The organism is Stutzerimonas marianensis (assembly GCF_022810315.1).
GTDB lineage: Bacteria > Pseudomonadota > Gammaproteobacteria > Pseudomonadales > Pseudomonadaceae > Stutzerimonas > Stutzerimonas marianensis.
In genome coordinates, this window is record NZ_JALGRD010000070.1 from 1 (window position 1) to 377 (window position 377).

1 protein-coding gene is annotated in these 377 nt (G+C 50.7%); it reads left to right on the forward strand.

The window, feature by feature from the left end; genetic code table 11:
- Positions 1-377: efflux RND transporter permease subunit (locus MST27_RS22285; protein ID WP_243608021.1), on the forward strand; the 377-nt coding region annotated here is incomplete at both ends.

Consider the following 377-nt stretch of genomic DNA (forward strand, 5'->3'; position numbering starts at 1 on the left):
CGGGTAGTTTCTAGGGCTGTCGATGACAAGATGAAAGAGATAAACCTTTCGCTTCCGGAGGGCGTAAAGGCGATTACTGTCTACGATCGAACTGTACTGGTAGACAAAGCTATATCCACCGTTAAGAAGAACCTCACTGAGGGTGCCATTCTTGTTGTGGTTATACTTTTTCTCTTCTTGGGCAATATCCGAGCGGCGATCCTAACCGCACTTGTTATACCGCTGGCGATGCTCTTTACGTTCACCGGCATGGTAGCCAACGAGGTCAGCGCCAACCTGATGAGCTTAGGCGCATTGGACTTCGGCATCATTATCGACGGTGCCGTGGTGATTGTTGAGAACTGCGTGCGTCGACTTGCTCACGCTCAGTCCCATCA